We start from the raw sequence: 24046 nt of genomic DNA on the forward strand, positions 1-24046 counted from the left end.
CCACGCCTCGGGAGCGCGGTCCGGCGGCACCTGCGGCTCGGCGGCCGGTGGCGCAGCGGGGCGTGCCGGTGCCGGACGTGGTTGCGGCTCGGCAGGCCTTGCCGGTCTCGGTCCGGCCGCCGGCGCCGCAGTCGGCGCGGGCACGGCGGGTGCCTTCCTTTCGGCCTTTTCGGCCGGCGAATGGGCCGAAGCCTGCTCCGCCGGCTCGAACGCCCGAATGTTGCTCTCGACCACCACGTCGCTTGGCCCGCCGATGAGGATCAGATGTTCGACATCGTCACGGCGCACGAGCACCAGGCGCCGGTGATTGTCGACGGGTGTCGCATCGGTCACGGCCAGACGTGGCTGGCGGCCACGCGCGCCGGAAATGAAGGTCCCCGGGGTCATTCCCCGGGTGATGCGCAGGATAACCCAGAGCAGAATTGCAACTGCGACAAGAACAACAACCCAGAACGCCGCCTCAGCATATGCCTCCCCGAAGATGTCGACCAGCAGACCGCGCATTGAATCGCTCCAAAAAAAGCTCAATCCCGACACAGTAGGCGCAGTGTCACGGGGCGGCAACCCGCCTGAGCCGCTTATCCCTTAACCGTCTTTGCCATTTCGCGCACAATCAAGGCCGATTTGCCGTTGGATTACCGGTGTCCGCTTGCAGATGGCGGGTGCCCTGATATATCCGGAACGGATCGGGTCTGCGCAAGAACCCGGCGACGATTGGGCTCGACAGACGGGAAACGCATGGCCAAGCAAACTGGCGGAGAGATCCACGCGGCACCTATCATTGACCAGAGCTCGCGTCCCGGAGCCATCACGCGGCTCATCATCTTCATCGCGGTTCTGACCGTATCGGCAATCGCGTTCTCGGTTTTCCGCGACAGGCTGGGGGACCCGTTCCTGCTCGGCATTCTGGGAATGCTGGCGATGATCGGCGTCGGGTTCCTGTTCGCCACGGCGATCGGCTTCGTCCAGGTGGCGCCTCGCTCGGCGGGTAGCGAGCTGTCGCGGGCGTTCGTCGATTCCATGGAGGAAGGCCTCGTCGTCGCCGATGCGAAAGGGCGCATCCTTTATGCCAATAACGCTTATGCCCAGATGACCGGCGCAACCTCGGTCGCCGACGTCAAGACGGTCGACAGCCTGCTCTCCGACAATCCGGAGGCCGCGCCGATCGTCGAGCGGCTGGCGGCAGGCCTGCGCGACGGGCGGGCGGGCGATGGCGAGTTTCGCCTGGCGCGGTCGATCCGGCCCGGTGCCGAGCTTGGTGCCCGCTGGTACCGGGCCTGGGCGCGCATCTTCAAGCTGCCGGGCCACCGCCAGCCCGTATCGGCATGGCAGATCGCCGACATTTCCACGGAGCGCGCCGAACAGGAGCGCTTCTTCCTCGATTTGCAGAAGGCGATCGATCATCTGGATCACGCGCCGGCCGGCTTCTTCGCCGCCGATCCGGACGGGCGCGTCACCTACATCAACGCGACGCTCGCGGAGTGGCTGGGGATCGATCTTGCCAATTTCGTGCCGGGCGCAGTGCGGCTGCCGCAGATCGTCGCCGGCGACGGCATGGCGCTCATCAACGCGGTCAAGGCCGAGCCGGGCACGGCGCGCAACGCGGTGATCGATCTCGACCTGTCGACCATGGAGGGGGAGGTCCTGCCCGTGCGTTTCATGCACCGGGTGACGTCGAGCCGCGACGGATCGGCGGCCCCGACGCGGACCATCGTCCTCAACCGCAGCCACGGCGAGGACGCCTCGGCGGATCTGCGTGCGTCGGAAGTCCGCTTCACCCGCTTCTTCAACTCCACGCCGATGGCCATTGCCTCGGTGGATCACGAAGGGCGGATCCTGCGCACCAACGCGCCGTTCCTGTCGCTGTTCTCGCGCGTCGTCGACAGCGGCGCCGTCGAGCGGCACATCAGGCTCGACACGGTCATCCACGAGCGGGACCGCGAGGCCTTCGCCCTGGCGCTGGAGCGCGCCAAGCAGCGGCAGGCTGAGATCGCGCCCATCGATACGGTCCTGCCCGACGACGCGGAGCGGCATGTGCGCTTCTATGTCAGCCCGGTGGTCGACCATGCGGGCGGCGAGGGCGCCGAGGAGGCGGCCATCGTCTATGCCGTCGAGACCACCGAGCAGAAGGCTCTCGAGGCGCAGATGGCGCAGAGCCAGAAGATGCAGGCGGTGGGCCAGCTGGCCGGCGGTATCGCGCACGATTTCAACAACGTGCTGACCGCCATCATCATGGCGTCCGATCTGCTCCTGACCAACCATCGCCCGTCCGATCCGTCGTTCCCGGACATCATGAACATCAAGCAAAACGCAAACCGGGCGGCTTCACTGGTGCGGCAACTGCTCGCGTTCTCGCGGCGCCAGACGCTCAGGCCGGAGGTGCTCAACCTGACGGATGTGCTGGCGGATCTGCGCATGCTGCTGGCGCGGCTGGTCGGCAACGACATCGGGCTGACGGTCGAGCACGGCCGCGACCTGTGGCCGGTGAAGGCGGATATCGGCCAGTTCGAGCAGGTGATCGTCAATCTGGCGGTGAACGCGCGTGACGCGATGCCCGACGGCGGCGCGTTGACGGTCAGGACCAGAAACGTCGCGTCCGATGAATGCGCCGGGTTCCCCTACCGCGAGCTCACCGCCGCGGACTATGTCGTCGTCGAGGTGGAGGACACCGGCAGCGGTATCGAGCCGGAAACGATCAAGAAGATCTTCGAGCCGTTCTTCACGACGAAGGAAGTGGGCAAGGGGACCGGCCTCGGCCTGTCGATGGTGTATGGCATCGTCAAGCAGACGGGCGGCTTCATCTTCTGCGATTCCGAGGTGGGCAAGGGCACGACGTTCCGCATCTTCCTGCCGCGCCACATCCCGACGGAAGCCGAGAAGGCCGCCGAGACCAACGGCGCGGCCGAGGAGCAGGCGCGCCGGGCCAAGGAAGAAAGCCGCGACCTTTCCGGCTCCGCGCGCGTGCTTCTCGTCGAGGACGAGGATGCGGTCCGCATGGGCAGCGTGCGCGCGCTCTCATCGCGCGGCTATGAGGTGCATGAGGCAAGTTCGGGCGCCGAGGCGCTGGAGGTCTTCAACGCCCTCGACGGCAAGGTCGATATCGTCGTCTCGGACGTCGTCATGCCGGAAATGGATGGGCCGACCCTGCTTGGCGAATTGCGGAAGATGCAGCCCGACATCAAGTTCATCTTCGTGTCGGGCTATGCCGAGGATGCCTTCGCCAAGAACCTTCCCGAGGATGCGCAGTTCGGCTTCCTGCCAAAACCCTTCTCGCTCAAGCAGTTGGCGACAGTCGTCAAGGAAATGCTGGAAGCCGACTGACGGTTTCAGACTGGTTTTCCGCATTTATGCGGACGTCAGGTGATTCCACCTGACTGCAAAATGCTCTAGACGGAAACGGCGCGGCGCACCCGGTTTTCGGCCCCGAAAATCTTCAGGTAGCGCTCGATCTCGGCAGGGTCGCCGGTGGCCTTCTCGGGATTGTCGGATAGTTTCACGGCCGGCCTTCCGTTCGCTTCGCTGACCTTGCAGACAAGCGAGATGGCTTTCAGGCCATCGATCTCGCGCGGCGCGCAGTCCTCGAAATCATTGGTCAGGTTGGTGCCCCAGCCGAACGCCATCCGCACCTTGCCGTCGAAGTGGCGGTAGGTGCGTTCAATCGTGTCGACGTCGAGGCCGTCGGAGAAGATCAGCAGCTTGTCGCGCGGATCCTTGCCGTGCCGGCGCCAGAACTTCATGATCCGTTCGCCGCCCTCGATGGGCGGGGCGCTGTCGGGCCGGAAGCCGGTCCAGTCCGCCACCCAGGGCGGCGCATCGCGCAGGAACGATTCCGTACCGAAGGAGTCCGGCAGGACGATCAGCAGGTTGCCGCCGTAATAGCTTTGCCAGTCCTGCAGCACCCGATAGGGCGCCTCGCGCAATTCAGCCTCGGTGTCGGCGAGCGCCGCCAGCACCATCGGCAACTCGTGAGCGTTGGTGCCGAGTGCCTCCAGGTCGGTGTCCATGGCCAACAGGACGTTCGACGTACCGGTGAAGGCGTCCCCGATGCCCTCCTTGAGCGCCTCAACGCACCAGCGCTGCCAGAGAAACGAATGCCTGCGGCGGGTGCCGAAGTCGGAAATCCTGATGTCCGGGAGCTTCTTCAGGCGCTCCACCTTCGACCAGACCTTGGCCTTGGCGCGCGCGTAGAGAACATCGAGCGCGAAGGGGCCGAGCGAGCGCATGGCGGCCCTCGAGCGCAGCTCATTGATGATGGCGAGCGCCGGAATCTCCCACATCGTGGTTTCCATCCAGCGGCCGTGGAAATGCAGCTCGTACTGTCCGCCGCGGCGCGTCAGCTCGTATTCGGGAAGGCGAAAATCGGCCAGCCAGTTCAGGAACTCCGGCTGGAAAATCTGCTTGCGGCCGTAGAACGTGTTACCGGCGAGCCAGATCATCTCCTTCTTGCCGAAGCGGATGGCGCGGGCATGGTCGAGTTGTTCCCGCAACTCGCCCTCATCGATCTCCTCGGCCAGAAGAACCTTCTTGTTCCGGTTGATCAGCGAGAAGGTCGCATCGACCTTGGGATAGAGACCCCAGATCATCTGCAGCATGAGGAGCTTGTAGAAATCCGTGTCGAGCAGGCTGCGGCAGATCGGATCGAGCTTCCAGGTGTGGTTGTATACGCGTCGCGCGATATCCGTCTTCGGCATGTCTCGGGTCGATCCTGCAGGTTGCGCCGCAGCGCTTGTTTCAGGAGAGGCAGACGACACCGGGAGAGGGGCGTTTGTCAATGAGGTAGCAAGGGGAGGCAGCAAGGGGAGGCAGCAAGGGAACGCAGCAACGGCGAAGGGAGCGCTTTAAATTGCGTTAACGCGCTTAACGTTCCGTTAACCATTCGGGCGAACACTCTTCAACGGGAGGAGATCCGAGGAGACGATCATGTCCAGCTCAGGGTCCGTTCCACTGTTTCGGGCGTTTGCGGGCGCCCTGGTTCTCACAATCTTCCTGTCCGGCCAGCATCAGACGGCCTTGGCCCACGAAGCCGCGTCGGGATGGCGTTATCCCTATGCCTGCTGTTCGGACCGGGATTGCCGCGAGGTGAAGGATGCGGCCGTTTCGGAGATACCGGAAGGCTATCTGATCGAGGTCACCGGCGAGATCATCGGTTATGCCGATGATCGGGTGAAGAATTCGCCGGACGGCGTCTTTCACTGGTGCTCGGTCGCGGGAAAGGACGATTCCCGGACGATCTGCCTGTTCGTGCCGCCGCGCAGCTACTGAGGTTGCCCTGGTTCGGCTTGCCGGCCGGTCACAACGGGATGTTGTCGTGCTTCTTCCAGGGATTCTGCAGATCCTTGTTGCGAAGCATGCGCAGAGCCCGCGCGACGCGCTGACGGGTGGAATGCGGCATGATCACCTCGTCCACATAACCGCGCTCGGCGGCCACGAAGGGCGACAGAAAACGGTCTTCATACATTTTGGTGTGCGCGGCGATCTTCTGCGGATCGTCGATGTCCTTGCGGAAGATGATCTCCACCGCGCCCTTGGCGCCCATCACGGCGATCTGCGCCGACGGCCAGGCGTAGTTTATGTCGCCGCGCAGGTGCTTCGAGGCCATCACGTCGTAGGCGCCGCCAAAGGCCTTGCGGGTGATGACGGTGATTTTCGGCACGGTCGCTTCCGCATAGGCGAAAAGCAGCTTCGCGCCGTGCTTGATCAGGCCGCCATACTCCTGAGCCGTGCCGGGCAGGAAACCGGGCACGTCCACGAAGGTCACGAGCGGGATGTTGAAGCAGTCGCAGAAGCGGACGAAGCGGGCGGCCTTGCGCGAGGCGTCGGAATCCAGCACGCCGGCCAGCACCATCGGCTGGTTGGCGACGAAGCCCACCGTCCGGCCTTCGATGCGGCCGAAGCCAGTGACGATGTTCCTGGCGAATGAAGACTGGATCTCGAAGAAATCCGCCTCGTCGCAGGTTTTCAGGATCAGTTCCTTGATGTCGTAGGGCTTGTTCGCATTGTCGGGCACGAGCCGGTCGAGCGAAAAATCCTTGTCGGCGACGGACTGATAGCACTCCACCTCCGGAATCTCGGTCGTGTTGGAGGTGGGCAGGAAGTCGATCAGCCGGCGCATCTGCAGGAGCGCCTCGATGTCGTTGTCATAGGCGCCGTCGGCGATCGAAGACTTCACCGTGTGGACCGAAGCGCCGCCGAGCTCCTCCGCCGTCACCGTCTCGTTGGTGACCGTCTTCACCACATCCGGTCCGGTGACGAACATGTAGGAGGTGTCGCGCACCATGAAGATGAAATCCGTCATCGCCGGCGAATAGACGTCGCCGCCGGCGCAAGGCCCCATGATGACCGAAATCTGCGGGATGACGCCCGAGGCCAGAACGTTGCGCTGGAAGATCTCGGCATAGCCGCCCAGCGCCGCCACGCCCTCCTGGATGCGGGCGCCGCCGGCATCGTAGAAGCCGATGATCGGCGCCCGGTTCTTCAGCGCCATTTCCTGGACCTTGACGACCTTTTCGGCATGGGCTTCGGACAGGGAGCCGCCGAAAACCGTAAAATCCTTGGCGAACACGAACACGGTGCGCCCGTTGACCGTTCCCCAACCGGTCACCACGCCGTCGCCGGCGATGCGCGTCTTCTCCATGCCGAAATCCGTCGAACGATGTTCGACGAACATGTCAAACTCTTCGAAAGTGCCCTCGTCGAGAAACGTCTCGATGCGCTCGCGCGCCGTCAGCTTGCCCTTGGCGTGCTGCGCGTCGATGCGCTTCTGTCCGCCGCCCTCGCGTGCGACGGCACGGCGGCGTTCCAGTTCGAGAAGCACTTCCTTCATGCGTGTCTCCCCCGTTGGCGATGGTGCTGTTACCGCTGTTGGAACGGTTCATCGTTTCACGGAAACGATGAACCGTTCTATCTCATTGTTTTTCCGCATTTATGCGGTCGTCAGGTGATCCCACCTGACTGCAAAATGCTTTAGCACGCCGGCGCGTCCGCGCAAACGGCGAGCCGCGCCGGCCAATCAAGGATCACCAGCTTCCGGTATTCTCCATCGATGCCCAGGGCTCTGCCGGGGCCTTGGCCTCGCCCTTCTGCAAGAGCTCGATCGAAATGCCGTCCGGCGAACGCACGAAGGCCATGCGTCCGTCGCGGGGCGGACGGTTGATCGTCACGCCCTTCTTCATCAGGGTCTCGCAAAGCGCGTAGATGTCGTCGACCTCATAGGCAAGGTGACCGAAATTGCGCCCGCCCTGATAGTCCTCGGGATCCCAATTGTAGGTCAGCTCGACCAGCGGCGCCTGTTCGTTCTCGCCGCGCGTCTTGTCTTCCGGAGCTGCCAAAAAGACCAGCGTGTAGCGTCCCTTTTCGTTGCTGGAGCGACGCGTCTCGATGAGTCCAAGCTTATCGCAGTAAAAATCGAGCGCTTCGTCGAGATCCTTAACGCGGACCATTGTGTGCAGGTAACGCATGTTCTTCCTCGCTGTCTTGTTTACGTAAATGATGCCGGACGTCTACCCTTGCCGACTGTCTATGGTGACCGTTAATCGATTGTTCAAACGCGCTGAACTCCTTCAAATCCCAGTGTTTGCACCTTTTGTTGAAAATCGGAAACTGGGTCTTGCTATGGCACAAAGCGCGAATGTTATCCTGAATCTCGACAGTGAGTCGGGCGGACTTGAAAAAAGGCTTATCGGGATGGAAGACAAGTCCTCGGCAACCAGGGGATATGGGGCGAGCGACCTGGCGACGCACGAAGACGACGCCAAGGACGGTGGGGAGCTTATCGAGATTTCCGGCGCGATCAAATGGTTTGATGTCGCCAAAGGTTATGGTTTTGTCCTGCCGGACGAAGAGGAACATGGTGATGTGCTGCTGCACGTGACCTGTCTGCGCAAGGACGGCTTCCAGACCGCGCTCGAAGGTGCGCGGGTCGAATGCCTGGCCCGCCAGGGAGACAAGGGGCTGCAGGCGTTCAAGGTCATCTCCATCGATCTGTCGACGGCCGCTCATCCGGTCGAGGACCAGGCTCCGCGCACACATGTGACCGTGACTCCCGAGAGCGGGCTGGAGCGGGCCCTTGTGAAGTGGTTCAACAGGACCAAGGGATTCGGGTTTCTCACGCGCGGCGAGGGGACCGAGGACATCTTCGTCCATATGGAGACGCTGCGCCGTTACGGCGTCACCGAACTGAGGCCGGGGCAGGTGGTCCTCGTCCGCTTCGGTCGCGGCGAGAAAGGTCTTATGGCCGCCGAAATCTATCCGGATAAGGGCACTCTGGCGGCTGCGCATTGAGCGGCGCCTTCCTGTCGTCGATGGTGTGCCCATGATTTCTCGTGCCAGTCTTGCCTTCGCAGCCGCTTGCAGGTGGGCCCGGGCGGCTTTCGTGCCGCTCTTCCTGTTCGCCGGCGTCTTGGGTGCGGCCGCGCAAACCACCGTCATGCGCCTGCCGGTCGATCCCGATCCACTGGTCATCGAGACCGCGGCCGGCGAGAGGCAGTTCCGCATCGAGATCGCCGACGAGGCGTCCGAACGTCAGCGCGGCCTGATGTTCCGCCAGTCCATGCCGGACGATCGCGGGATGCTCTTCATCTTCCCCGCCGAAAGCCGGCAGGGGTTCTGGATGCAAAACACGCCGTTGCCGCTCGATCTCCTGTTTATCGGGGCCGACGGCGTCGTCCGCGCGATCGGCAAGGGCGTCCCGTTTTCCACCGAATCGATCTCACCGGACGTCGAATCCCAGTTCGTGCTTGAACTTGTGGCCGGAACTGCGCAGAAATCGGGGATCGAGGTCGGCGATCGTCTGCGCCATCCGCGCATCGAGGCGCCTGCCGGCCGGTAATTTCCCATCGTTCCCAACAGGCTTTTCCAGTCGGCATGCAGTTTTTCTCCCACGACGGTTTCGAGCTGGCCTTCATCGACGAAGGCGAGGGCGACCCGATCCTTCTGATCCATGGCTTCGCATCCACGCATTTCGTGAACTGGGTCGCGCCCGGCTGGGTGAAGACGTTGCGGGATGCGGGTTTCCGCGTCATCGCACTCGACAATCGCGGTCACGGCCGATCCTCCAAGAGCCATGAGAAGGCCGACTACACCCCGAGCAGAATGGCCGGCGATGCTGCTGCCTTGCTCGACCATCTCGGCATCGCCCGTGCGCATGTCATGGGATATTCCATGGGCGCAAGGATTTCGGCCTTCCTCGCGCTGGAGCATCCGGAAAAGGTCGCGACCCTGATCTTTGGCGGGCTCGGCATCGGCATGATCGACGGCGTCGGCGAATGGGATGAGATCGCCGAGGCGCTGCTGGCGCCCGATCCGGCTGCCATCACCTCCGAGCGCGGGCAGATGTTCCGCAAATTCGCCGACCAGACGAAAAGCGACCGCGAGGCGCTGGCAGCCTGCATCGCGACGTCGCGCGAGCTGCTCTCGCAGGTCCAGGTCGCAAGCATCGAGCAGCCGACACTCGTGGCGGTCGGCACACGCGACGACATCGCAGGCTCTCCCGACATGCTGGCGGCGCTGCTGCCGAACGGCGCGGCCTTCGCGATCGAACGGCGCGACCATATGCTGGCCGTCGGCGACCGCAGCTTCAAGGCAAGGGCGCTGGCCTTTTTGGAGGAGCATCCGCTTGATGGAGCGTAAGGCAACATCCTTCGTCGGCGCCGAGGGCAACCGGCTGGCCGCCGACCTGTGGGACGGCGGCGGGCAGCCGGTGATCTTCCTGCATGGCGGCGGCCAGACGCGGCGCGCCTGGGACGCGACGGCACGGGAAGTGGCGCGCCAGGGGATGCGGGCGATCTCGATCGACCAGCGCGGCCATGGCGAAAGCGCCTGGGTGGAGAGCGGGAATTACGGTTTTCGCCATTACGGCGAAGACGCCGCGGCCGTCATCAGGCAGGTTCAGGAGCGTTTCCACCTCCGCCCGTCGGCCGTCGGCGCGTCGCTGGGCGGCCTTGCCGCGCTGACCGCGGAAATGCAGGGCGGCCCGCTGCTTGAAGCGCTTATCCTGGTGGACATCACGCCGCGCCTCGATCCCCAGGGCGTCGACAAGATCCAGGGTTTCATGAGCGAGCGCATGGAGGAGGGGTTCGGCTCGCTCGAGGAGGCTGCCGGGGCGATTGCGGCCTATCTGCCGCACCGGGCGCCGCGCCGCTCTCTGGAGGGGCTGCGCAAGAACCTGCGCCGCGGTGAAGACGGGCGCTACCGCTGGCATTGGGATCCGGCTTTCATCAAGGGGGCGCAGAACATCAACCGCGGTGCGGAGGCGCTGATGCAGGAGTTGATGGCCGGACTGCCGCAACTGCATCTTCCGGTGCTGCTCGTGCGCGGCATGCGCTCGGAGCTGGTCCAGGAAGAGCATGCGCGCGAATTCGTTTCGCTGGCCCCTTCCGCTTCCTATGTCGATGTCGGCGGTGCGGGCCACATGGTCGCCGGCGACCGCAACGACGTCTTCGCGGCGGAAATCCTCAAATTCCTGAGCCGCGACCAGGCGGCCTGACGCTCATCTGCCGATGAATCTGGCGGTGCGCCGCTCGTGAAAGGCCGCCCGGCCCTCGGCGTAATCGGCGCTCTCGAACGTCTCGTCGCCCAGCGCCTGGGCGCGCGCCGCATCGTCCTGCCGGCCCGTCAGAGCGGCTGCGATGGCGGCCTTCGAGGCGCGGATCGACAGGGGAGCGGCGCCGGCGAGCAGGCCGGCGATCTCGGCGACACGAGCCTCAAGTGCGCTCGCCTCGACAATTTCGAGCAGAAAGCCGCAATCGAGCGCCCGCTGCGCGTCGATGCTCGCGCCGCTGAAGGTGAGATAACGCGCCATCTGGGCGCCGACACCGGCGACGATATCGCCCATCGCCTCGACCGGGTAGGCAAGGCCGAGACGCGCCGCGGGCACGGCGAACCTGGCGTCCGGCGTGGCGATGCGCAGATCGCAGGCCGCCGCGAGGCCGAACCCTCCACCAAAACAGACACCGGAGATCGCCGCCAGCGTCGGCTTGCGGCAGTTGCGCAGGGCGGCGAAGGCGGCCGCGTTCAGAGCCTCGTAGGCGCGTGCCGTCTCTGCGTCGCGGCGCACCGTCTCGAATTCGGCGATGTCGGCCCCTGCGCAGAAGTGATCGCCGGCGCCGCTGACGACGATCACCCGGGCCGCCTCGTCGTTGCCGATCCGCTCGACGGTTTCGGCCAGGTCCTGCCACATGGCGCGGGTGACGGCGTTCCTCTTGTGCGGCCGCTCGAGCCTCAGGCGGACGATGCGGTCGTCGGTCGAGACGGAGAAGCCGCGCTCTTGTGCCGGCATGTCGGCGGCCATGGATCAATATCCCTGCAACGAAGGTCAAGGTTTTTTCGGTTCAATTGAAATGGCTTCTGGCGTATGTTTTTGCGCAACGCAAGTTCCAAGCTCTGTCGGAGATCGCCCATGGCTGCCCGCAACGCGGTTCAGGAAAGCAGCATCACCAAGGACATGCCCCAGCCGGTCGATCCGATCTGGCGCGCCGTGCGCAGCGAGGCGGAGGCGGCCGTCGCCAACGATCCGCTGCTGGCGGCATTCCTCTATGCGACGGTGCTGAACCACGACAATCTGGAAAGCGCCGTCATTCATCGCGTCGCCGAACGGCTGGACCATCCCGACATGGGAGCGGACCTGATCCGGCAGACCTTCCATCTGATGCTGGTCGACGAGCCGGAATGGCGCAGCACCGTGCGGGTCGACATCCAGGCCTATTACGATCGCGATCCGGCGTGCGACCGGTTCATCATGCCGGTGCTTTACTTCAAGGGCTTCCATGCCATCCAGACGCATCGCCTGGCGCATTGGCTGTGGAAGCAGGGACGCAGGGATTTTGCGCTGTATCTGCAAAGCCGCTCCTCCGCCGTGTTCCAGACGGACATCAACCCGGCCGCGCGTCTCGGCAAGGGGATCTTCATCGACCACGCGACCGGTGTCGTGATCGGCGAGACCGCGGTCGTGGAGGACAATGTGTCGATGCTGCACGCCGTCACGCTGGGCGGTACCGGCAAGGAGACGGGTGACCGGCATCCGAAGATCCGGCATGGCGTTCTGATCGGCGCCGGCGCCAAGATCCTCGGCAACATCGAGGTCGGCCATTGCGCACGGGTGGCGGCGGGCTCCGTTCTGCTGACCTCCATTCCCCCGAACAAGACCGTTGCGGGCGTGCCGGCAAGGGTGGTGGGCGAGTCGGGCTGCCGCGAGCCTTCCCGCTCCATGGATCAGATACTGCACGGCGGCGAGGAGGCTTGAGCCGACCGCCTGGCCGTCTTGGCGCGGCTCGGGTCTGCGGGAAACCCTGTTGACCTGTCGCCGCTTCAGGGGCGATATCTCCTTTGAGGGTTTACATCTTGGCGGGGCCCGTGCCAGAAGCCCCGTTCCATTGCCAAAGCCATCGGAGACGTTTCTTGAAGCCCGAAGAAATCAGAAAGCTCGAAGCTTATTTCAAGCGCACCTTCAACAATCCGGCCCTGTCGGTGAAGGCGCGCCCGCGCAAGGAAGATTCCTGCGAGGTTTACGTGGGCGACGAGTTCCTCGGCATCATCTTCAAGGATGAGGACGAGGGAGAACTCTCCTACAATTTCTCGATGGCCATTCTCGACATCGATCTTTAGCCAAGGCGGCCGCCCGTTCGGTGTTGTCTTGCTGATCGAGAACCGATGGAGCCCTGGAGATCGATGCTGATCTCAGGGCTCTTTCTTTATGTTGGCCTCGGGTGCGCGTTTGGGGAGGCCAATAATCGTAGCTGACGTCAGAGCGTCAGGTGGGATCATCGGCGCCGTCACTCGGTTCTCAGGTAGGATGCCGCCTTCCCGCGTATGGCCCGGTCCAGTTGCCGCCAATCTCCGAGAAGAGCGGCTGGAAAGCGATAGGTCAGGCTGAGATTCCGGCCGATCGCCACATCGCGCTCGCAAGGCGCGAGGGATTCCCGTGCGGCTTGCCCGCTGAGGCAACGGGCCACGAATGGCGGGGCGGCGTCGCTCCCTGCGGCGACGGCAAGCACCTCGTCGCCGTAGCCCGCATCCTTCCTGAAGCGATGGAAAACGATGCCGTTCGGCCCGGCAACGCCGTTCGGTTCGATGAGACGCTTGTAGATCGGGGCGAAACGGCCGCTCATGTCGCGCGACATCAACCGCTCTTCGATGGACAGGAAGACGAGCCGGCGCGAGCCGTCGACATGATTGAAATCGTCGCGGGTCGCCTGCCGGTAGCCGCCGAGCTCGGGCCAGCGGAGATAAAGGTCGAGGCGGCGGGCGACGCCGTCGCGCCGTGCGTTCTCGAAACGGATCGCATTGGCCGGGACGGAGAGAACGTCGTTGCCGATGACGATTTCCTTGATCTCGGTGGAGTCGCTGTGTCCGCCGGTCGCCAGCGTTTGCCCCAGCCATTTTCCGCCTGCGGCAAGGACAGCGGAGATCAGCAAAAGCAGAAAGCAGGCCTGGGAGAAGCGCAGCGCGAAACGCGGGCGTAACGCCCTTCGATCCGGCTCCATACCGACGGTTCCTGCTTCCGCTGCCACCTTCGCCCTCGCAAGCCGCATCCGACACGGCGGATCGAGAATCAGCTCCCCGATCTGCAATTCCCCGATCGACCCTTGCGGCAACATGGTAAACGGGCGGTAAAAATTGCCGGTGGAGCGACCCCGCAAGCCCGAGGAGATTCGCCATGGCGGGCCGAATGCTTGGGGAAAACCGGTTCCGAACTCCGGATCTCATGCTGTAGGGTGGCGGCATCCAGCGGAGAGGATATCGCAAATGCCCATCTATGAACTCGCCGGTGCGCGCCCAGTTCTCGATGATCCGGAAAGCAACTGGATCGCACCGGACGCCTCGCTCATCGGCCGCGTCCGGCTGGCCCGCAATGCCGGCATCTGGTTCGGCGCAGTGCTGCGCGGCGACAATGAGCCGATCGAGATCGGTGAAGGCAGCAACATCCAGGAGCATTGCGTGCTGCACACCGACAAGGGCTTTCCCTTGACGGTCGAAGCGGGCTGCACGGTGGGGCACCGGGCCATCCTGCATGGCTGCACGATCGGCGAGAACACGCTGATCGGAATGGGGGCGATCGTCCTCAACGGCGCCCGCATCGGCAGGAACTCGCTGGTCGGCGCGGGGGCACTCGTCACCGAGGGCAAAGAATTTCCCGACAATTCCCTCATCGTCGGCTCGCCGGCCAAGGTGGTGCGAACCCTCGATGAGGCCGCTGAAGCGGGGTTGCGGCTCTCTGCAGAGCATTATGTGGAAAATGCCCGCCGCTTCATAACGGGCCTGAAGCCGGTCCCGTGAAGGAGGCGGAGCCGACCCAGAGGCTGGGCCGGCTCCTGAACCCGGTCGTTGGGGACGGGGAGGTGGGGACTCGACCGGGTGTCCCGTGTCGGGCGATCACCGCGGCGTTGCGCCGGCCGGACGATCAGGCCCGTTTCTTCGGTGATCGCGACGGACGCCCGCCAAGGCGCGCCAGATCTCCTGTTTCAGGCAGGCTCATCGTTCCAGGGGGGCGATGAACCTGTCCAACTCTCTGATTGTGCGCATTCATGCGGATGGCAGGACATGTCCTTCGATTGCAAGATGCTTCAGCGATTGGAGGAAACGCTGCCGACGGCGATCGCGCGGCCGTCATTGACGCTCACCCACTTGCCCGAGCTCGCGGCCGACTGCCGCTTCAGGTAGGTGTAGTCCGTATCCGTCCACACGAGGACGCGGGCTTCCAGATTGTCGAGGATGTAGTCGCCCATGTCGGTGACGACCGTCAGGACGGCGTGGCCGTCGCCATTGGGCTGCCGCACGACGGTGATGAGCAGGTTGCCTGCCGGTACGCCGGCATTGATCAGCAGCCGACGCTTCTCGAGCACATAATCCTCGCAATCGCCGAACGTGTCAGGATAGGACCAATACTCCTCGACGCCCCACATTTCCGCATCCGTGCGCGGCATGACGGCGGTGTTGACCGCGTTGTTGACGTCGACCAGGATGTTCCAGAGCGAGCGGGTCAGCGCAACGGGGCGTGGGTTGTCGGTCGTCTGCCGGCATTCGGAAGGAAGACGCTGACACAGTTCGTAATGACCGATCGGCTGCGTGGTCAAACCGCCCGTCTTCATGTAACTCGGCGCGGCATGGGCACCGACCCCGAGCGAAACCAGCAGTGCCGTCGCAGCTCCGATAAGCCGCAGAATGGTTGAAGTCCCCATCGACTTGTCTCCCCGTTTGCGGAGACAATGACATGGCCGGATTTATCCGAGGCAAAATCTCGAAGTATAACTTTGCCTAAATTCGAGATCTATTTTCGGAAAACAAATATAAAAACTGAATTTCTTTTGATTTTAATTCGAGTCGAATTTTCCTAAAATTTTAGCGACTTCCGGACGAGTCGAGCGGCGGTCGTTTCGGATTCCGTTGAAGGCAGTGATGGAGGGGCTCGATTGACTGAAGCGACAGGAGGAGCCGTGGAGCGGCTTTATGGAGAGGCGGAGCTCGCCCGCTTCTATGACATGCGCGGGACGGACAGGGACGACTTCGCATTCTGCCGAAGGCTGGCGCAGGATGCTACGTCGATCCTGGATCTCGGTTGCGGGACCGGTGCATTGGCCGCCGAACTGGCGGCCGACAGGATGGTGGTCGGCATTGATCCGGCATCCGCCATGCTCGACATCGCGCGGGCGCGACCGGGCGGGGACCGGGTTCGATGGCTGGTCGGGGACGCCCGTTCGGTGAGGCTGGATCAGCGCTTCGACCTCATCGTGATGACCGGGCACAGTTTTCAGGTCTTCTTGGACGACAAGGACCAATCGGCCGTTTTCCAGACCATAGCCGCGCATCTTCAGCCAGCGGGCAGGTTTGTCTTCGACAGCCGAAATCCAGACTTTCCGGGGCGCAAGACTCGCAGCAGGGACGAGACCCTGCATCTTGACGAGCATCCATAGTTGGGGATGGTCGAGGCATGGAACGAATCCGCCTATGACGACGCACGCGGAATTCTGACCTATGAGAACGGCTATCGGATTCTGCGGACCGGCGAGGTCTTCTCGGCGAGCGCACGCATACGCTACACGCCGCGCCATGTGCTTGCAAGGCTGATGGGGGAGGCGGGGCTTGTCGTCGACGAATGGCTGGGGGACTGGACGGGGGCGGTTTTCCACCAACGGTCGCGTGAAATCATTCCCGTGGGGCGCCTGGCGGGCCCTTGAGGTGGGGCGCTCGGATCAGGCGTCCGGCTGCAGCGAGAACTCGGCGTCGAGCGCCTGCCGATCCTGGATGCTGGCGAATTCTATGGCGATGCCGTCGTCGAAGTGACGGACCACCTGGCCGCGCAGCGTCCCCAGATGCACCTGGGCACCCTTTTCGGGACGCACGTCGCTCTCGACGGCGGCTCCGGAAAGCGACAGGTCGATGATCCGGCAGCGATATTGGCGCCCGTCCGGCAGGCGCAGCGTGCTGATTGGGTTGCGCGGCGTGATGCGCTCGTGCCGGCGGTCTTCCGGCAGGTCGAGCTCATGCTTGTTGGCGAGCCAGGTGAGCTGTGCCGCAAGCTTGTCGCGCTTGCGCTCGGAGGCGGAGATGGTCATGGCGAAGCCATCTTCATGCGTCCGGGAGATCATCCCTTCGATGCGTCCGATATGGTCGAGATAGGCGATCACCTTTTCGCCGGCGCGTCCGGAGCGATCGGCGACGAGCGAGGCGTTGCCGGGCGACATGTCGGTCACGCGGCACGCATGCTCGGTGCGGTCCTCGAGCATGAAGCGGCCGTAGATCGTCACCCGGACGCGCTGAAAATTGCGTCGCTCGCTTTGCAGGGGAGCCGGGGTGATTGCCGCTGACATCGTCCTCTTCCGTGCCCTCGCGCCGGTGGAGCCGGCAACCTTGAAAGGGCGGTTCAAGATTACACCGTGGCGGTTAACAAGCGGTAAGAAACGACCTCAGTCGGACCGGCCGCCCTCGAACACCACGAGGTGGCGAAACCGGCGACCCTGGCCGGGCTCGATCAGGCTGTCGGTGATGGAGCGCCCGTTGGGCGCCAGGGGAGGCACGGTCACCGACGGCCGATCGGCCACGAACACCGGATCGCGGTCCGGATCGATGATTCGCAGCGATGTCATACGGCATTCGACGACCGCTTCGGCGCCGAGCCAGAAGGGCCGCTCGCAGGGGATCAGGGAGCCGAGCGCGCGCGGACTTTCGATGCCGCCGTCGAGCGGCAGAAGAAGGAGTTCGAAGCTCACCGCGTCGTCTTTCGCGGTGTGTCCCTCGAAGCAGAAGGTGACGACGGATTTCGCGTCGAAGGCGCTGCGCGCCAGCTTGCCGGCAACGGTCTGGTCGCGGCCGGCCCACAGCGAGGCAAAGGACAGTCCTTTCAGCTCCTTGCCGAAGATGGCGCACAGGCGGGTGCCGGCGAGGCGGAACACGGCTTCGCCACGCGCGTCCTTTTCCAGAATGAACGTGTCCGCCAGCAGCGTCTTGATGTCCGCAGGCTCGACCTCGGTGCGCTTGGGCGCCGGGCGATTGCCACGCAACCTGTTCCAATATTGGAACAGTGCGACAGATCCGTCCTGTTTCATGCCTCTCGGCTCCTTGCTTGCGGCCCGGGCCTGTCCCATAGGCGGACAGGCGAAGGCGTTTTCAATAGCGACATGTGGATGGGTGCAGATTGCGTGCCAGGCAGGCCCCGGTTGTTCACGCGGCAGTGCCGTTAAGGTTAAGAAAGCCTTAAGGGCCGGCTGAGGAGCGGCCGCCGGTGAACCGGGCGCGCCGCAACGCTCGACGGCGGGACGTTCGTCATCCCTGTACGGCTTTTTTCTTGCCGCGGCCTCTGCTACCGAGGGCCATGAGCTATGACGACGATCAGAACGCCTCGCCGCCGGCCGATATGGAGCCCCAGGAAACGTCTAAGGACGATGACGGGGGGCAGGGGCGGGAGCCCGTCTTCAATCTCGCGCCGGCTGTGGTCGCCTTCGGGTTCGCCTGCATCGCGATCTATCTCGTGCAGAGCCTGTGGCTGGGGTTGCAGGGACAGCTCTGGCTCACCGTGCGTTTTGCGTTCCTGCCGATCCGCTACACCGGGCCGTATCCGCTGGATCTGTTTGCCTTTGTCAGCCCCGTCGCCTACTCCCTCCTGCACGGCAGCATGGCGCATCTCCTGGTCAACATGATCTGGCTCGCCGCCTTCGGTTCACCGCTCGCCAACCGCATCGGCACGCTGCGTTTCGTTCTTTTCTGGGTGGCCGGCGCACTGGCTGCCGTGGCTCTCCATTTTGTTCTCCATCCGACGTCGGCGGCACCGCTGGTCGGCGCGTCCGGGTCCATCTCGGCGATGATGGGAGCGGCCGCACGGTTCGCCTTCCGTGTCGATCGCCGCCAGCCCAAGCCATCCTTCGCCGGGCCCGTCCTGCCGTTCTCCGCAGTTTTGAGATCGCGCACGGTGCTGGTTTTCCTGGCGGTCTGGATGGTGGTCAATCTGGTGACGGGGCTCGGGATCGGAGCGTCGGCCGGCGCGCCGCAAATCGCCTGGGAAGCGCATATCGGCGGATTTCTGCTGGGTTTCCTCGGCATTCGCCTGTTCGACAGGCCCCATGGTGACGCGGCTGCCGGCGCGCCCGGGCGGCCGTGAGCGGACGCCTTGCGATGGGCTTGCAAACGGTGAGGGCTCGGCGCAACATTGTCGCGTGTATGGAAAGAGGAGACTGCCATGACGGTTAAGGCCATTCTCGATTCCAAGGGGCGTGACGTGGTGACGATCAGCCCCGACAGGAGCCTCGCCGAGGCTGCAAAGCTTTTAGCTGATCGTGGTATCGGTGCCGTCGTCGTGACACAGGATGACGGCCGGATAGCAGGAATCCTTTCCGAGCGCGATATCGTACGGGCCGTGGGCCAGGAGGGCGCTGCCGCGCTCTATCAGCTCGTTTCGGCGGTGATGACGCCGAAGGTGCACCGCTGCAAGGAGCATCATACGGTGAACGAGGTCATGCAGATCATGACCGAGCGCCGGTTCCGCCATCTCCCGGTCGAACATGAGGGCCGCATCGCCGGCATCATCTCCATCGGCGATGTCGTGAAGAAGCGCATTCAGGAAGTCGAGCGCGAAGCGGAAGACATCCGAACCTACATCGCCACCGCCTGAAGCCAAGGCGAGGCTGCCCCTGCGGGCAGCCTCTTTTCCTCAACGGTTGTCGAGTTGCGAACGCACCAGCTCGAGCCCGCGTCGCGTGATGCGATACGGACCGCTGTTGCGCGACTGGATGGCGCGCTTGCGTTTGATCTTGCGGAAAAGATCGAGATCCAGGCCGGGATAGCTCCAGCCGTCGCGTGTCATGCAAGAAAGTTCGATGATGTTGCCGCGATCGTCCTTCTCGACGTCGATCCGGCCACCCTGCGCCAAGATGTGCAGGATGCGCTGTTCCGCGCGTGAAATGTCCATTTTGAAGTCCTGGGAAAACCGTCGGCCAGCGGCCGACATGAAACGCCGCGCTGCCTGTCGGCAGCACGTGGCTCAAGGTTTTCTCGCCCCGATCCTGACGTAAAACAGGCCGGGGCCTCAGCGGGACTCAAAGCTGGTGGACATGAAAACTCCAATCGAGGCGTGTTTCTTAGCGCAAAGTCCTGGCGGAATAAAGACGCTCGGCTTGCCACGGATGGACGATTGGTCTAGCCAATGCGCAGTCCAATCTCGAACAATCCGACCGCACGGCCCATGACAATCATCGACACGCGCACGCCCGATCCCAAGCGTTTCATCTCCGGCGCTACCGGCGACTGGGAAATCATCGTCGGCATGGAAATCCACGCCCAGGTGACGTCCGAATCGAAGCTGTTCTCCGGCGCTTCGACCGCATTCGGTGCGGCGCCCAATGCGAATGTCTCGCTGGTCGACGCGGCCATGCCCGGCATGCTGCCGGTGATCAACGAGGAGTGCGTGAAACAGGCGATCCGCACCGGCCTCGGCTTGAAGGCGCAGATCAACCATCGCTCCGTGTTCGATCGGAAGAACTACTTTTATCCCGACCTGCCGCAGGGCTACCAGATCTCCCAGTACAAGCAGCCGATCGTCGGCGAGGGCAAGGTCACCGTCTCCGTTGGCCCGGCCAAGGACGGTTCCTTCGAGGAGATCGAGGTCGGGATCGAGCGGCTGCATCTCGAGCAGGATGCCGGCAAGTCGATGCACGACCAGCATCCGACCATGTCCTATGTGGATCTGAACCGGTCCGGCGTGGCGCTGATGGAGATCGTGTCCAAGCCCGACATCCGCTCGGCCGACGAGGCGAAGGCCTTCCTGACGAAGCTGCGCACCATCCTGCGCTATCTCGGCACATGCGACGGCAACATGGACGAAGGCTCCATGCGCGCCGATGTGAACGTTTCCGTCCGCCGCCCCGGCGGCGCCTTCGGCACACGATGCGAGATCAAGAACGTCAACTCGATCCGTTTCGTCGGGCAGTCGATCGAATCGGAGGCGCGCAGGCAGATCGCGATCCTGGAAGACGGCGGCAGCATCGACCAGGAAACGCGCCTCTTCGATCCGGTCAAGGGGGAGACGCGTTCGATGCGCTCCAAGGAAGAGGCACACGACTATCGCTACTTCCCCGATCCGGATCTCGTGCCGCTGGAGTTCGACCAGGCCTATGTGGACGCTCTTGCCGCCGGCCTGACCGAACTGCCGGACGAGAAGAAGGCCCGCTTCATCAAGGCCTATGGTCTTTCCGAATACGACGCTTCCGTGCTGATCGCCGAAAAGGCGACGGCCGAATATTTCGAGAAGGTCGCCGAGGGGCGCGACGGCAAGACTGCCGCCAACTGGGTGATCAACGATCTTCTGGGAGCCTTGAACAAGGCCGGGCAGGATATTGAAAACACGTCCGTTTCGCCTGATCAACTCGGTGCGGTCATCGACCTCATCAAGGAAGGGACGATATCGGGCAAGATCGCCAAGGACCTGTTTGAGATCGTGCTTTCCGAGGGCGGGGATCCGCGCCGGATCGTCGAGGAGCGCGGCCTGAAGCAGGTCACCGACACCGGCGCCATCGAAAAGGCTGTCGATGAGGTGATCGCCGCCAATCCCGACAAGGTCGAGCAGGCCAAGGCCAAGCCGACGCTGGCCGGCTGGTTCGTCGGACAGGTAATGAAGGCGACGGGCGGGAAGGCCAATCCCCAGGCCGTCAACGCGCTGGTCAAGGAGAAGCTCGGCATCGATGAGTAGTGCGGACGGCTATTTCGTCAGAACCGCGGGGCGCCGGGACCTGCCGGCGATCCGCGCGCTTCTGGTGGAGACCTGGCACGATACCTACGATGCGGTCTACGGCGCTACCCGGGTGACGCAGATCACCGATGATTGGCACAGCCTTCGCGCTCTGGAAGTGCGGCTCGACAACCCCAATTCCGAGTTCCTCGTCGCCGACAATGGGACCGCGCTGGGCGGAACGGCTTTCGCCTGCGCCGAGGACGGCGGCAGGACGGTGATGCTGCGGCAGCTCTATGTCCGGCCCGCCTGCCAGGGACAAGGCATCGGAACGGCCCTGCTTGGCGAGATCGAAGCGAGCTTTCCCGAGGCGCGCGACATCAGGCTGGAGGTCGAGGAAGCCAATGAAGGGGCGCTTCGCTTCTATGCGATGCATGGCTTCTCGCGCATCGGCGAGACGGGCAATTGCGGCACCGACGCCTCGGGCATGCCGGCGCTGATTCTGGGGAAATCTCTTTGACGAACGCGGCCGTCACCATTCGGGAGGCTGAAATCGGTGACGTGCCGGCTATCGTCTCCTTGTTCGCCGCCGATGAGATGGGCGGGCACGGCGACACGACGGCCCCGGAGGCGGCCGGCGATTATCTTGCGGCGTTCGAGCGCATCCGGCAAAGCCCGAACGACACTCTTTTCGTCGCCGAGCTCGACGGCGAGGTGGTGGGCACCTTCCAGACGACGATCATCACCAGCATGAGCGGGCGCGGTGCGCCGAGCCTGACCATCGAGGCCGTGCAGACGCGTGAAGACATGCGCGGGCGCGGTATCGGCGCGCTGATGGTCCGGCATGCCGTGGAGAGGGCCGAGGAGGCGGGGGCACGCCTCGTGCAATTGACGTCGAACAATGCACGCCAGCGGGCGCATCGCTTCTATGAACGGCTCGGTTTCGCCAAGAGCCATGCCGGCTTCAAGATGAAACTCAAATGAGGTCTGGGCATCGCCATCCGGGCCTTGCCTTCTCGGCTCGTGGACGCCATAACGCAAGCCGAAGCCACATCGGACGATGACAGCGAGCGACTAGAGGAAGCCATGAAGAAGTTCCTGCTTCAGTTCTTTACCTGGTGGAACGGCCAGACTCTGGGCACCCGCTTTCACACCTGGCGCAAGGGCACGCGCGTCGGCGAGGACGAGTTCGGCAATGTCTATTACGAAGGCGGTAAGGATTCGGAAGGCCGCACACGCCGCTGGGTGATCTACAACGGCATTTCCGATGCCTCGCTGGTGCCGCCCGGCTGGCACGGCTGGCTGCATCACCGCGTCGACGTCGCGCCGGCGAACGAGAACTACACGCCCCGCGAGTGGCAGAAGCCGCATCTGCCGAACCTCACCGGAACGGCGGGGGCCTACCGGCCGAAGGGCTCTGCGATGACGCCGCAGGACCGTCCGCGCGTCACCGGCGATTACGACGCCTGGACGCCCGGCGGCTGACGCCGCACGCGTTTCTTGCCATAATTGCCGTCTAGAGCGGGATGAGGAAAAGTGTGAAGCGGTTTTCTGCCTGCATCCCGCTCTCACTTTTGGAATCGATCGCGATGATTTTGGATTGATTCAATCCAAAATCATCGCGATCCAGTCAAAGGCTTTCCATGGACTCGGCGATTCCGCCGGGGTATCCCGGATAAACCACGGATGAGTCGGGTGTCGAGCCACATGATTTCAGCCCAAGACAAGAAGCGCGGCATGCTGCGTGTGCTCCTGCCTGTTTTAGCCCTGGTGATGGCATCGGCCCTGCCGGTGCAGGCCGAGCGGCTGAAAAACCCGGTGGCCGAGTTCACCGGCATCGACAAGATCACCGGCCGCATCATTTCTTTCGACGTCTATATGGATGAGACGGTGCAGTTCGGTGCCCTGCAGGTGACGCCGCGTGTCTGCTACACCTCGGCAGAAACCGAGGAAGCGCGTACCGATGCCTTTGTCGAGGTGGACGAAATCACCCTGGACCGGGAGATTCGCCGGATCTTCACCGGCTGGATGTTCGCAGAAAGCCCGGGCCTCAACGCCGTCGAGCACCCCGTCTATGACGTCTGGCTGAAAGCCTGCAAGCAATCCTCCGACGTGCCGCCGCCCGACCAGACCAACTGAGCCGGCAGCCATCCAGACCGGCTCATCGTTTCATGGAAACGTTGTCCCGTTCTATCTCTTTGTTTTTCCGCATTTATGAGGACGTCAGGTGATTCCACCTGACTGCAAAATGCTTTAGGGAAAGAAGCTTGCGTCTCCGCGAATGGCCTCCTGCAGCAGTTGCTCATAGCGGCTGCGGGGAATGTCGATCGCACCGAATTGCTTGAGATGCGCCGTGGTGAACTGCGTGTCGAGCAAGACGAAGCCGCGCTCGCGCAGGCGTTCCACAAGATGCACGAGGCAGACCTTCGAAGCGTCGGTGCGGCGCGAGAACATGCTTTCGCCGAAGAATGCGCGTCCGAGGGTGACGCCGTAGAGGCCGCCGACCAGCTCTCCGCCGGCCCAGGCCTCAACCGTGTGGCAGTGGCCGCTCTCGAAGAGAAGCCCGTAGGCCTGGCGGATCGGCTCGTTGATCCAGGTGTCCTCGCTGCCAGCCCGGGCTTCCGCACAGCCTTCGATGACACCCTCGAACGTGGTGTCGAACGCGATGCGGAACGGATTGCGCCGCAGCGTCTTGCCGAGACTGCGGGGAATGTGGAAACCATCGAGCGGGATGATGCCGCGCGTCTCCGGCCGCACCCAGAACACTTCCGGATCCACCGCACTCTCGGCCATCGGGAAAACCCCGGTGGCATAGGCCCGCAACAGGAGATCAGGCGGAATCTCGAACCCTGGGGCGAATGGTCGTGCCATGGAGCGAACCGGATTCAGCGCCGAACA

The 24046-nt window shown here is 63.6% G+C and carries 29 protein-coding genes; 18 read left to right on the plus strand and 11 right to left on the minus strand.

The features are described from left to right. A partial coding sequence (locus NUU27_RS09700) for a flagellar biosynthetic protein FliO (RefSeq protein ID WP_257761898.1) occupies positions 1 to 504 on the minus strand: 504 nt, incomplete at its 3' end. A gap of 234 nt (positions 505 to 738) precedes the next feature. On the opposite strand from NUU27_RS09700, the gene cckA reads away from it, so the two are divergent. After that, positions 739 to 3321, plus strand: coding sequence for a cell cycle histidine kinase CckA (gene cckA / locus NUU27_RS09705; protein WP_257761899.1), 2583 nt, complete (start codon positions 739 to 741; stop codon positions 3319 to 3321). Between the two features lie 65 nt (positions 3322 to 3386). On the opposite strand, the gene pncB is transcribed toward cckA, so the two are convergent. Then, on the minus strand, positions 3387 to 4691 hold the full coding sequence (gene pncB / locus NUU27_RS09710; RefSeq protein ID WP_257761900.1) for a nicotinate phosphoribosyltransferase: 1305 nt from the start codon (positions 4689 to 4691) through the stop codon (positions 3387 to 3389). 229 nt (positions 4692 to 4920) lie between these two features. On the opposite strand from pncB, the gene NUU27_RS09715 reads away from it, so the two are divergent. Further along, positions 4921 to 5262 carry a hypothetical protein gene (locus NUU27_RS09715; protein WP_257761901.1) on the plus strand — a complete coding sequence of 114 codons (342 nt, stop codon included), beginning with the start codon at positions 4921 to 4923 and terminating at the stop codon, positions 5260 to 5262. A gap of 28 nt (positions 5263 to 5290) precedes the next feature. Here NUU27_RS09715 and NUU27_RS09720 read toward each other — a convergent pair whose 3' ends face one another. Both NUU27_RS09720 and NUU27_RS09725 read right to left on the minus strand, forming a co-directional pair. Next, entirely contained in the window at positions 5291 to 6823 is a 1533-nt protein-coding gene (locus NUU27_RS09720) for an acyl-CoA carboxylase subunit beta (RefSeq protein ID WP_257761902.1), read from the minus strand. Positions 6824 to 7016: 193 nt separating this feature from the next. Beyond that, positions 7017 to 7457 carry a VOC family protein gene (locus NUU27_RS09725; protein WP_257761903.1) on the minus strand — a complete coding sequence of 147 codons (441 nt, stop codon included), beginning with the start codon at positions 7455 to 7457 and terminating at the stop codon, positions 7017 to 7019. 226 nt (positions 7458 to 7683) lie between these two features. On the opposite strand from NUU27_RS09725, the gene NUU27_RS09730 reads away from it, so the two are divergent. From NUU27_RS09730 to NUU27_RS09745, 4 genes are all read left to right on the plus strand, one after another. Beyond that, the gene (locus NUU27_RS09730) at positions 7684 to 8280 is read left to right on the plus strand and encodes a cold-shock protein (protein ID WP_257761948.1); all 597 of its coding nucleotides are present in this window, start codon (positions 7684 to 7686) and stop codon (positions 8278 to 8280) included. Positions 8281 to 8371: 91 nt separating this feature from the next. Beyond that, the gene (locus tag NUU27_RS09735; RefSeq protein ID WP_257761904.1) at positions 8372 to 8827 is read left to right on the plus strand and encodes a DUF192 domain-containing protein; all 456 of its coding nucleotides are present in this window, start codon (positions 8372 to 8374) and stop codon (positions 8825 to 8827) included. A 35-nt stretch (positions 8828 to 8862) separates the two neighbouring features. Then, positions 8863 to 9627 carry an alpha/beta fold hydrolase gene (locus NUU27_RS09740; RefSeq protein WP_257761905.1) on the plus strand — a complete coding sequence of 255 codons (765 nt, stop codon included), beginning with the start codon at positions 8863 to 8865 and terminating at the stop codon, positions 9625 to 9627. Further along, positions 9617 to 10483, plus strand: a complete 867-nt coding sequence (locus NUU27_RS09745) for an alpha/beta fold hydrolase (protein ID WP_374566281.1) — start codon at positions 9617 to 9619, stop codon at positions 10481 to 10483. The genes NUU27_RS09740 and NUU27_RS09745 overlap by 11 nt, the downstream gene beginning before the upstream one ends. Positions 10484 to 10486: 3 nt before the next feature. On the opposite strand, the gene NUU27_RS09750 is transcribed toward NUU27_RS09745, so the two are convergent. Beyond that, a complete protein-coding gene (locus tag NUU27_RS09750) occupies positions 10487 to 11287 on the minus strand; it encodes an enoyl-CoA hydratase/isomerase family protein (protein ID WP_257761907.1) in 801 nt (266 codons plus the stop codon). 108 nt (positions 11288 to 11395) lie between these two features. Between NUU27_RS09750 and cysE the strand changes: the two genes are divergently transcribed. Continuing rightward, on the plus strand, positions 11396 to 12238 hold the full coding sequence (gene cysE / locus NUU27_RS09755) for a serine O-acetyltransferase (RefSeq protein WP_257761908.1): 843 nt from the start codon (positions 11396 to 11398) through the stop codon (positions 12236 to 12238). Between the two features lie 155 nt (positions 12239 to 12393). After that, complete coding sequence (locus tag NUU27_RS09760; protein WP_257761909.1) at positions 12394 to 12600, plus strand: DUF3126 family protein; 207 nt, start codon at positions 12394 to 12396, stop codon at positions 12598 to 12600. A 167-nt stretch (positions 12601 to 12767) separates the two neighbouring features. On the opposite strand, the gene NUU27_RS09765 is transcribed toward NUU27_RS09760, so the two are convergent. Next, the gene (locus tag NUU27_RS09765; RefSeq protein ID WP_257761910.1) at positions 12768 to 13478 is read right to left on the minus strand and encodes a hypothetical protein; all 711 of its coding nucleotides are present in this window, start codon (positions 13476 to 13478) and stop codon (positions 12768 to 12770) included. Between the two features lie 262 nt (positions 13479 to 13740). Between NUU27_RS09765 and NUU27_RS09770 the strand changes: the two genes are divergently transcribed. Continuing rightward, positions 13741 to 14271, plus strand: a complete 531-nt coding sequence (locus NUU27_RS09770) for a gamma carbonic anhydrase family protein (RefSeq protein ID WP_257761911.1) — start codon at positions 13741 to 13743, stop codon at positions 14269 to 14271. Between the two features lie 287 nt (positions 14272 to 14558). On the opposite strand, the gene NUU27_RS09775 is transcribed toward NUU27_RS09770, so the two are convergent. Continuing rightward, on the minus strand, positions 14559 to 15173 hold the full coding sequence (locus NUU27_RS09775) for a transglutaminase-like cysteine peptidase (protein ID WP_257761912.1): 615 nt from the start codon (positions 15171 to 15173) through the stop codon (positions 14559 to 14561). Positions 15174 to 15404: 231 nt separating this feature from the next. Here NUU27_RS09775 and NUU27_RS25480 point away from each other — a divergent pair, with 231 nt between their 5' ends. Both NUU27_RS25480 and NUU27_RS25485 read left to right on the plus strand, forming a co-directional pair. Beyond that, on the plus strand, positions 15405 to 15905 hold the full coding sequence (locus tag NUU27_RS25480; RefSeq protein WP_308219958.1) for a class I SAM-dependent methyltransferase: 501 nt from the start codon (positions 15405 to 15407) through the stop codon (positions 15903 to 15905). Continuing rightward, complete coding sequence (locus NUU27_RS25485) at positions 15906 to 16169, plus strand: hypothetical protein (RefSeq protein ID WP_308219959.1); 264 nt, start codon at positions 15906 to 15908, stop codon at positions 16167 to 16169. It abuts the gene before it with no gap. Between the two features lie 15 nt (positions 16170 to 16184). Here the strand turns inward: NUU27_RS25485 and NUU27_RS09785 are convergent, their stop codons facing one another. Next, the gene (locus tag NUU27_RS09785; RefSeq protein ID WP_257761913.1) at positions 16185 to 16802 is read right to left on the minus strand and encodes a PilZ domain-containing protein; all 618 of its coding nucleotides are present in this window, start codon (positions 16800 to 16802) and stop codon (positions 16185 to 16187) included. A gap of 96 nt (positions 16803 to 16898) precedes the next feature. Then, entirely contained in the window at positions 16899 to 17537 is a 639-nt protein-coding gene (locus NUU27_RS09790) for a PAS domain-containing protein (protein WP_257761914.1), read from the minus strand. A 308-nt stretch (positions 17538 to 17845) separates the two neighbouring features. Here NUU27_RS09790 and NUU27_RS09795 point away from each other — a divergent pair, with 308 nt between their 5' ends. Continuing rightward, a complete protein-coding gene (locus NUU27_RS09795) occupies positions 17846 to 18586 on the plus strand; it encodes a rhomboid family intramembrane serine protease (protein ID WP_257761949.1) in 741 nt (246 codons plus the stop codon). Positions 18587 to 18664: 78 nt separating this feature from the next. After that, a complete protein-coding gene (locus NUU27_RS09800; RefSeq protein WP_257761915.1) occupies positions 18665 to 19096 on the plus strand; it encodes a CBS domain-containing protein in 432 nt (143 codons plus the stop codon). A 39-nt stretch (positions 19097 to 19135) separates the two neighbouring features. Here the strand turns inward: NUU27_RS09800 and NUU27_RS09805 are convergent, their stop codons facing one another. Then, on the minus strand, positions 19136 to 19393 hold the full coding sequence (locus tag NUU27_RS09805) for a YjhX family toxin (RefSeq protein WP_257761916.1): 258 nt from the start codon (positions 19391 to 19393) through the stop codon (positions 19136 to 19138). 273 nt (positions 19394 to 19666) lie between these two features. On the opposite strand from NUU27_RS09805, the gene gatB reads away from it, so the two are divergent. The 5 genes from gatB to NUU27_RS09830 all read left to right on the plus strand — a co-directional run bounded on the left by gatB (position 19667) and on the right by NUU27_RS09830 (position 23287). Then, positions 19667 to 21169, plus strand: coding sequence for an Asp-tRNA(Asn)/Glu-tRNA(Gln) amidotransferase subunit GatB (gene gatB / locus NUU27_RS09810; RefSeq protein WP_257761917.1), 1503 nt, complete (start codon positions 19667 to 19669; stop codon positions 21167 to 21169). Continuing rightward, the gene (locus tag NUU27_RS09815) at positions 21162 to 21668 is read left to right on the plus strand and encodes an N-acetyltransferase (RefSeq protein WP_257761918.1); all 507 of its coding nucleotides are present in this window, start codon (positions 21162 to 21164) and stop codon (positions 21666 to 21668) included. The genes gatB and NUU27_RS09815 overlap by 8 nt, the downstream gene beginning before the upstream one ends. Further along, positions 21659 to 22132: a GNAT family N-acetyltransferase gene (locus NUU27_RS09820; protein ID WP_374566310.1), complete on the plus strand. Its 474-nt coding sequence runs from the start codon at positions 21659 to 21661 to the stop codon at positions 22130 to 22132. Before NUU27_RS09815 ends, NUU27_RS09820 begins: the two co-directional genes overlap by 10 nt. Before the next feature lie 102 nt (positions 22133 to 22234). Continuing rightward, positions 22235 to 22633 carry an NADH:ubiquinone oxidoreductase subunit NDUFA12 gene (locus NUU27_RS09825; protein ID WP_257761920.1) on the plus strand — a complete coding sequence of 133 codons (399 nt, stop codon included), beginning with the start codon at positions 22235 to 22237 and terminating at the stop codon, positions 22631 to 22633. A 252-nt stretch (positions 22634 to 22885) separates the two neighbouring features. Continuing rightward, positions 22886 to 23287 carry a DUF2155 domain-containing protein gene (locus tag NUU27_RS09830; RefSeq protein ID WP_257761950.1) on the plus strand — a complete coding sequence of 134 codons (402 nt, stop codon included), beginning with the start codon at positions 22886 to 22888 and terminating at the stop codon, positions 23285 to 23287. 114 nt (positions 23288 to 23401) lie between these two features. Here NUU27_RS09830 and aat read toward each other — a convergent pair whose 3' ends face one another. Continuing rightward, positions 23402 to 24019: a leucyl/phenylalanyl-tRNA--protein transferase gene (gene aat, locus NUU27_RS09835; RefSeq protein ID WP_257761921.1), complete on the minus strand. Its 618-nt coding sequence runs from the start codon at positions 24017 to 24019 to the stop codon at positions 23402 to 23404. Positions 24020 to 24046 lie beyond the last annotated feature (27 nt).

Origin of the sequence: Nitratireductor sp. ZSWI3, from assembly GCF_024655565.1 — a bacterium.
Lineage (GTDB): Bacteria > Pseudomonadota > Alphaproteobacteria > Rhizobiales > Rhizobiaceae > Nitratireductor.